Consider the following 1,244-nt stretch of genomic DNA (forward strand, 5'->3'; position numbering starts at 1 on the left):
CGGCGGGTGTCGACGAGCACGACCGCGCCGAGGGTCCCGGAGAACAGCCGGTCCCACAGGAACCAGAACCGCTCCTGGCCGGGCGCCCCGAACAGGTACAGGACGTTGTGGGTGTCGAGCGAGATCCGGCCGAAGTCGAAGGCCACCGTGGTGGCCGACTTGGCGGCGACCCCGGCGGTGTCGTCGACGGCCTCGCCCGCCTGCGTCATCGTCTCCTCGGTGTTCAGCGGACGGATCTCGCTGACCGAGCGGACGAGGGTGGTCTTGCCGACTCCGAATCCGCCGACGACGACGATCTTCAGTCCGTTGTCGGCGGTGCTGTGCAGGGTCTGGCGCTGTTCAGAGGTTACGGAGTCCAACGAGCACCTGCTCCAGGATGTCGTGATCGGGAAGGCGGTACGACGCACGGGGGTGCCGGGCGCTGATCCGGCCGGTGTCGTGCAGGTCGGCCAGGAGGATCCGGGTGATCGACACCGGCAGTCCGAGCCCGGCCGCGACCTCCACGACGGCGGTGGGGTACCGGCACATGCGCAGGATCGCGGCGTGCTCCGACTGCATGCCGGGGACCGGGTCGCTCTCGGAGACCACCAGGGTCACCAGGTCGAAGGCGTCGGACCCGGCGCGACTGCGGCCGCCGGTCAGGGTGTAGAGCCGGTCGGGGGAGTCGTCCCGGCCCGGCCTGCCTCGGCTCATCCCCGGGGCCTCGCGACCAGGTGCTCGCCCAACTGCTCCACCAGCTCCGACATGTTGTGGCCCACGAGGCCGGCGTCGGCGTCCTCGTCGGCGACGACCGCGAGGTGGGCGCCCTCGCCGGCCTCCACGATGAAGAGGATGCCGCCGTAGAACTCGGCGATCGCGGAGCGGACCCCGCCGGTGCCGTCGCCGAACTCCACGGAGGCACCGTGCGACAGGCTCTGGATGCCGGCGGCGATCGCCGCGAGCTGGTCGGCCTGGTCGACGGAGAGCTCGGGGGTGCGGCAGAGCTTCAGGCCGTCACGGGAGAGCACCAGGGCGTGCCGGGTGCCCGGGGTGCGTTCCAGCAGGCCCTCGAGGAGCCAGCTGAGCTTCTCGTCGGTGGTGGAGCCGGTCATCACGAGGTGCCTTCCGGGTACGGGGGGTTCGAGGTCGGCGACGACGACAACGGAGCGGACGTCGGGCCGGCCGGATCGGTGGGTACGGAGGGGGAGCCGGGACGGTCGTCGCCCGCGGACGCGTCGGGGGCGGAGGGCGCGCCGGGGGTGGAC

The 1,244-nt window shown here is 72.2% G+C and carries 3 protein-coding genes; all 3 read right to left on the bottom strand.

Annotation, left to right across the window (positions count from 1 at the left end; genetic code table 11):
• Positions 1-359: GTP-binding protein (locus tag AOK00_RS35595; protein ID WP_173861740.1), on the bottom strand; the 359-nt coding region annotated here is incomplete at its 3' end.
• On the bottom strand, positions 340-693 hold the full coding sequence (locus tag AOK00_RS35600) for a DUF742 domain-containing protein (protein WP_030317245.1): 354 nt from the start codon (positions 691-693) through the stop codon (positions 340-342). The genes AOK00_RS35595 and AOK00_RS35600, both read right to left, overlap by 20 nt.
• Positions 690-1,091, bottom strand: a complete 402-nt coding sequence (locus tag AOK00_RS35605; protein ID WP_017236514.1) for a roadblock/LC7 domain-containing protein — start codon at positions 1,089-1,091, stop codon at positions 690-692. The genes AOK00_RS35600 and AOK00_RS35605 overlap by 4 nt, the downstream gene beginning before the upstream one ends.
• Positions 1,092-1,244: the final 153 nt, after the last annotated feature.

This window comes from Streptomyces aureus (genome assembly GCF_001418135.1).
Lineage (GTDB): Bacteria > Actinomycetota > Actinomycetes > Streptomycetales > Streptomycetaceae > Streptomyces > Streptomyces aureus_A.